The organism is Allostella sp., from assembly GCF_041913585.1.
Taxonomy (GTDB): Bacteria; Pseudomonadota; Alphaproteobacteria; order ATCC43930; family Allostellaceae; genus Allostella.
In genome coordinates this window covers 21,242-27,332 of the sequence record NZ_JAYSFE010000064.1, presented here as the reverse complement: position 1 = coordinate 27,332, position 6,091 = coordinate 21,242, and the positions used below count along the sequence as shown (strand labels likewise).

The 6,091-nt window shown below is 68.1% G+C and carries 5 protein-coding genes; all 5 read left to right on the top strand.

Annotated features, from left to right (window positions below; translation table 11 throughout):
* Positions 1-230: 230 nt before the first annotated feature.
* The 5 genes from ACE3Q3_RS13620 to ACE3Q3_RS13600 all read left to right on the top strand — a co-directional run bounded on the left by ACE3Q3_RS13620 (position 231) and on the right by ACE3Q3_RS13600 (position 6,076).
* Positions 231-1,814 (top strand): ABC transporter substrate-binding protein, encoded by a 1,584-nt coding sequence (locus ACE3Q3_RS13620; protein ID WP_374446904.1) that lies wholly within the window; start codon positions 231-233, stop codon positions 1,812-1,814.
* A gap of 279 nt (positions 1,815-2,093) precedes the next feature.
* The gene (locus tag ACE3Q3_RS13615) at positions 2,094-3,080 is read left to right on the top strand and encodes an ABC transporter permease (protein ID WP_374446903.1); all 987 of its coding nucleotides are present in this window, start codon (positions 2,094-2,096) and stop codon (positions 3,078-3,080) included.
* A 20-nt stretch (positions 3,081-3,100) separates the two neighbouring features.
* Complete coding sequence (locus ACE3Q3_RS13610; RefSeq protein WP_374446902.1) at positions 3,101-4,033, top strand: ABC transporter permease; 933 nt, start codon at positions 3,101-3,103, stop codon at positions 4,031-4,033.
* A complete protein-coding gene (locus ACE3Q3_RS13605) occupies positions 4,033-5,019 on the top strand; it encodes an ABC transporter ATP-binding protein (protein WP_374446901.1) in 987 nt (328 codons plus the stop codon). The genes ACE3Q3_RS13610 and ACE3Q3_RS13605 overlap by 1 nt, the downstream gene beginning before the upstream one ends.
* Positions 5,012-6,076, top strand: coding sequence for an ABC transporter ATP-binding protein (locus ACE3Q3_RS13600; protein ID WP_374446900.1), 1,065 nt, complete (start codon positions 5,012-5,014; stop codon positions 6,074-6,076). Before ACE3Q3_RS13605 ends, ACE3Q3_RS13600 begins: the two co-directional genes overlap by 8 nt.
* Positions 6,077-6,091: the final 15 nt, after the last annotated feature.

The following is a 6,091-nucleotide window of genomic DNA, read 5'->3' as shown; positions in this document are numbered from 1 at the left end:
TCCACCAGCAGGCGCTGGCCTGGGCGGTCCGGGACAGCGTCGCCTTCCTGCCGCAGCCGCCCGACGACAGCCCGATGCCGCGCTACGTCCGCATGAAGTAGCGTCGGCCGCGACGGGGCCGGACCGTTTTTGCCTGTTCGGCGCGCGAATCCGGCCCCATAGTTCAACCAACCGCTCCGTCAGAACCGGATGAACCGGACGAGGAGCGTCCACCAGCACAGGGGCAAGGCATGACGAGACTGATGGCGGCGACCGCGGTCGCCCTTTCCTTGGCCGCCTACGGCATGGCCGAGGCCAAGACCTTCCGCTTCTCTTCGTCGGGCGACATCAACGGGCTCGACCCGCACGTCAACAACGAGGCGCCGACCAACGCGATGAAGAACAACGTCTACGAGACGCTGATCTTCCGCGACTACGAGCTGAAGCTGCTTCCGGCCCTGGCGACGGAATGGAAGCAGACCGATCCGACGACCTGGCGCTTCAAGCTGCGCGAGGGCGTGAAGTTCCACGACGGCACGCCGTTCACGGCCGACGACGTGGTCTTCTCGGTCAAGCGCAACCAGCACGAACAGGGCGGCATGCGCACGGCCTCGCTGACCATCAAGGAGGTCCGCAAGGTCGACGCCCACACGATCGAGATCCTGACCGAGGGACCGAACCCGATCCTCGACCAGGACCTGACCTCGCTCTTCATCATGTCGAAGCCGTGGGCGGAGAAGCACAACACGACGACCCCGGTCCGCGGCATCGTCGGCAACGAGAGCTACGCCAACACGCACACCAACGGCACCGGGCCCTTCAAGATCCTCGACCGGGTTCCCGACACCCGCACGGTGCTGGTCCCCAACCCCGACTGGTGGAACAAGAAGCCGGCGCACAACCTGACCCGGGTCGAGTTCCGGCCGATCGCCAACGCCGCCACCCGCGTGGCCGCGCTGCTGTCGGGCGAGGTCGACATGATGTACCCGGTGCCGCTCCAGGACATCCCGCGGATCGAGCGCACGGCCGGCATCAAGGTGCTCCAGGGGCCGGAACTGCGCGTCGTCTTCCTCGGCATGGACCAGTGGCGGCCGGAACTGCTCGACATGCCGGGCTCGGGCAAGAACCCGTTCAAGGACAAGCGGGTGCGCCAGGCCTTCTACCAGGCGATCGACGTCGACGCGATCAAGCGCGTCGTCATGCGCAACGTCTCGATCCCGACCGGGCAGATGGTCGGCCGCGGCGCCACCGGCTACTCCAAGGAACTGGAGAGCCGCTACCCGTTCGATCCGGACGGCGCCAAGAAGCTGCTGGCGGAGGCCGGCTATCCGACCGGGTTCACGGTGACGCTCGACTGCCCGAACGACCGCTACGTCAACGACGAGGCGATCTGCCAGGCGATCGTGCCGATGCTGGGACGGGTCGGCGTGACGGTGAAGCTGAACGCCCAGACCAAGTCCAAGCATTTCGACAAGATCGGGACGCGGTCCGGCAACAATACCAGCTTCTACATGCTGGGCTGGGGCACCTACGACGCCTATGACATGCTCTACAACATCGTCATGACGGTGAACGCCACGCCCGGCGCCGGCTCCAACAACAGCGGCCGCTACTCCAACCCCAAGGTCGACGAACTGACCAAGCTGATCCGCGTCGAGACCGACCAGGAGAAGCGCAACAAGATGATCTACGACGCCATGAAGCTCCACAAGGAGGACTTCGGGCACATTCCGCTGCACCAGCCGCCGCTGGCCTGGGCGGCGCGCGACACCGTCGCGGCCATCCCGCAGTCGCCGAACGACTATGTCATGCTGCGTTACGTCCGCATGAAGTGACGGGGATGCGGCCGGCCCCGCCATGGGGCCGGCCGCTTGCCGTTGGTACGATTCCTGAAGCGGAAATCTCGGGCGGAACGGCGCGGAGCCGGCGGCGTCCGCGTCGCGCCGCCGGGCGGACCGGGGAAAGGCGTTGACGCCGGTTTTGCGGGCGGCCTAGTTACTGGGCCGCCGGCATAGCCTGAAAATTGGGCAGTCGGGGCTTGGGAGAACGAGGGGAATGCAGATGACGATCGCGCGGCGGGCCGAATCCGCCTTCGGGGCACGGAGGCGGGCGCGATGATCGCGTTCGTGATCCGCCGCCTCCTTCAATCCCTGATCGTCATGCTGGTCGTGGGGTTCGTCGCCTTCAGCATGTTCAATTTCCTGGGCGACCCGATCAACAACATGGTCGGCCAGGACGCCACCGAGCAGGACCGCGAGAACCTCCGCGCCGCGCTCGGCCTCGACAAGCCCTTCTACGTCCAGTTCTTCGTCTATCTCCTGAACGCCGCGCAGGGGAACTTCGGCACCTCCTACCGGCTCGGCATGCCGGTCGTGACCGCGCTGGCCGAGCGCCTGCCGGCGACCCTGGAACTGGTGTTCTGCGCCGCCGGGCTGGCGCTGCTGGTCGGCGTGCCGCTCGGTGTCTACACCGGCCTCCACCGCGATCGCTGGCTGAGCAAGGTGTTCCTCACCCTGTCGCTGATCGGCATCTCGCTGCCGACCTTCCTGATCGGCATCCTGCTGATCCTGGTCTTCGCCGTCTATCTCGGCTGGCTGCCGTCCTTCGGCCGCGGCGACGTCGTCCAGCTCGGCTTCTGGTCGACCGGGTTCCTGACGCTGTCCGGGATCAAGGCGCTGATCCTGCCCTCGATCACCCTGGCGCTCTTCCAGCTGACGCTGGTGATGCGGCTGGTCCGCGCCGAGATGCTGGAGGTGCTGCGCACCGACTACATCAAGTTCGCCCGCGCCCGCGGCCTGTCGAACCGGGCGGTGCATTTCGGCCATGCCCTGGCCAACACCCTGGTGCCGGTCATCACCATCACCGGCCTGCAGATCGGCTCGCTGATCGCCTTCGCGATCGTCACCGAGACGGTCTTCCAATGGCCGGGGATGGGCCTGCTCTTCCTCCAGGCGGTGCAGTTCGTCGACATCCCGATCATGTCGTCCTACCTGATCCTGATCGCGTTCTTCTTCGTCGCGATCAACCTGGTGGTCGACCTTCTCTACTACTTCGTCGACCCGCGGCTGCGCGCCGATCGCGCCGTCGCCGGCGGCCACTGAGCCTTCGGGAAGAGACCGACATGGCCGACGTGACGGCACCCCCCGGCGCGCTCCGACGCTTCGTCGACAGCGACGTCTTCTACAGCTTCCGCCGCTCCAAGGTGACGGTGGCGGCGGCGATCGTGACGGCGATCGTCGTCTTCGCCTCGCTCCTGGGCCCGTGGATCGCCCCGCACGACACCTACGACGTGCGCAGCCTCAACCTCCTCGACGCCTTCACCCCGCCGGTCTGGTCCGAGGGCGGCAACCCGGCCTACCTGCTCGGCACCGACGACCAGGGCCGCGACGTCTTCTCGACCATCCTGCTGGGCGCGCGGGTGTCGCTCCTGGTCGGCTTCGCGGCGACGCTCTTCGCGATGACGCTGGGCGTGCTGCTCGGCCTCATCAGCGGCTATGTCGGCGGCACCACCGACGCCGTCATCATGCGCATCGCCGACATCAAGCTGTCCTTCCCGGCGATCCTGATCGCGCTCCTCATCGACGGCGTCGCCCGCGGCATCATCCCGCGCGACATGCACGACGACCTCGCGCTCTACGTCGTCATCTTCGCCATCGGCATCTCGAACTGGGTCGCCTACGCCCGCACGGTGCGCGGCTCGACGCTGGTCGAGAAGAACAAGGAATATGTCCAGGCGGCCCGCATCATCGGCCTCCACCCGTTCACCATCATGATCCGCCACGTGCTGCCGAACGTGCTGGGCCCGGTGCTGGTCATCGCCACGCTCGGGCTGGCGGGCGCCATCCTGGCCGAGGCGACCCTCAGCTTCCTCGGCGTCGGCGTGCCGCCGACCCGGCCCTCGCTCGGCACCCTCATCCGCGTCGGGAACAACTTCCTGTTCTCGGGCGAGTGGTGGATGACGATCTTCCCCGGCGTGATGCTGGTGATCCTGGTCCTGGCGGTGAACCTGCTCGGCGACTGGCTCCGCGACGCCCTCAACCCGAAGCTCCGCTGATGCAGAACGCACCCCTTCTCCGGGTCGAGGACCTCAAGGTTGAGTTCCCCACCCGCCGCGGACGGCTCGTCGCCGTCGACGGCGTATCCTTCGACATCGCGCCGGGCGAGGTGCTGGGCGTGGTCGGCGAATCCGGCGCCGGCAAGTCGATGACCGGCTCGGCCATCATCGGCCTGCTGGAGCCGCCCGGCCGCATCGCCGGCGGCTCGATCTCGCTCGACGGGCGGCGGATCGACAATCTCCCCTACGAGGAGATGCGCCAGATCCGCGGCAAGCACATCGGCGCCATCTTCCAGGACCCGCTGACCAGCCTCAACCCGCTCTATTCGGTCGGCAAGCAGCTGGTCGAGACGATCCAGACCCACTCCGACCTGTCGCCGACCGCGGCGCGCGAGCGGGCCCTGTCGCTGCTGCGGGAGGTCGGCATCCCGGCCCCCGAGCGCCGCATCGAACAGTATCCGCACCAGTTCTCGGGCGGCATGCGCCAGCGTGTCGTCATCGCGCTCGCGCTCTGCGCCAACCCGCGGCTCATCGTCGCCGACGAGCCGACGACCGCCCTCGACGTCTCGATCCAGGCCCAGATCATCGCGCTCCTGAAGCGGCTCTGCCGCGAGCACGGAACCGCGGTGATGCTGGTCACGCACGACATGGGCGTGATCGCCGAGACGGCCGACCGGGTCGCGGTCATGTATGCCGGCCGGATCGCCGAGATCGGACCGGTGCGCGAGGTCATCAAGAACCCCAAGCATCCCTACACGGTGGGGCTGATGGGCTCGATCCCGCGCATCGGCCACGGCGACGAGCGGCTGACCCAGATCGAGGGCTCGATGCCGCGCCTGACCGAAATCCCGACGGGCTGCGCCTTCAACCCGCGCTGCCCGCTCGTCTTCGACCGCTGCCGGCGCGAGCGGCCCGACCTCATCGACGTCGGGCCCTTCCACCGGGTCTCCTGCTGGAAATATGCCGAGGGGGTGGGACATGCCTGACACCGCGACGGCCCGCCCGGCCGCGGGCAGCCCGGCCGCCTTCGTCCGCGTCGAAGGGCTGAGCCGCTATTTCGACGTCTCGCCGCCCCTGCTGAACCGCGTGCTGGAGGGCAAGCCCCGCCAGATCCTGAAGGCGGTCGACGGCATCGATTTCGGCATCGGCAAGGGCGAGACCTTCTCGCTCGTCGGCGAATCCGGCTGCGGCAAGTCGACCGTGGCGCGGCTGGTGGTCGGGCTCTACCGCGCGACCTCGGGGACGATCGAGTTCGACGGCCACGATTTCGGCCGCATGACCTCGCGCCGGGCGATGGCGCCGATCCGCTCGCGCATCCAGATGATCTTCCAGGACCCCTATGCCAGCCTCAATCCGCGCTGGCGGGTCCGCCAGATCATCGCCGAGCCCATCCGGGCCTACAAGCTGCTGGCGGGCGAGAAGGCGATCAACGCCCGGGTCGACGAACTGCTGCGCCATGTCCGCCTGACGCCCGCCGACGGCGTCAAGTTCCCGCACGAGTTCTCGGGCGGCCAGCGCCAGCGCATCTCGATCGCCCGCGCGCTCGCGAGCAATCCCGAGTTCCTCGTCTGCGACGAGCCGACCTCGGCGCTCGACGTGTCGGTGCAGGCGCAGATCCTGAACCTGATGAAGGACCTGCAGCGCGACCTCGGCCTCACCTACCTCTTCATCTCGCACAACCTCGCGGTCGTCTATCACATCTCCGACCGGGTCGGCGTGATGTACCTCGGCCGCCTGGTCGAGGTGGCGCCGGCCCGCACGCTGTTCCGCGAGCCGCGCCATCCCTACACGCGGATGCTGCTCGACACGATCCCGGACATGGACATGACCGGGCGGCAGCGGACGCCGGTCGCGGGCGAGGTGCCGAGCCCGATCAGTCCGCCGTCCGGCTGCTCGTTCCATCCGCGCTGCCCCTTCGCCAACGACCGCTGCAAGACCGAACGGCCCAACCCGATCCGCAGCGGCGAGGCGCTGGTCGCCTGCCACGGGGTCGAGGAGGGTCGGGTGCCCGAAGGGCCGGTCGGCACCGCCCAGGCAGCCTGAAGCCGAGGGGACCGG

Bases quoted from the DNA above. Each gene is read 5' to 3' on its own strand.
- ACE3Q3_RS13620 (WP_374446904.1), top strand. From the start codon at position 231: ATGACGAGACTGATGGCGGCGACCGCGGTCGCCCTTTCCTTGGCCGCC.
- ACE3Q3_RS13615 (WP_374446903.1), top strand. From the start codon at position 2,094: ATGATCGCGTTCGTGATCCGCCGCCTCCTTCAATCCCTGATCGTCATG.
- ACE3Q3_RS13610 (WP_374446902.1), top strand. From the start codon at position 3,101: ATGGCCGACGTGACGGCACCCCCCGGCGCGCTCCGACGCTTCGTCGAC.
- ACE3Q3_RS13605 (WP_374446901.1), top strand. From the start codon at position 4,033: ATGCAGAACGCACCCCTTCTCCGGGTCGAGGACCTCAAGGTTGAGTTC.
- ACE3Q3_RS13600 (WP_374446900.1), top strand. From the start codon at position 5,012: ATGCCTGACACCGCGACGGCCCGCCCGGCCGCGGGCAGCCCGGCCGCC.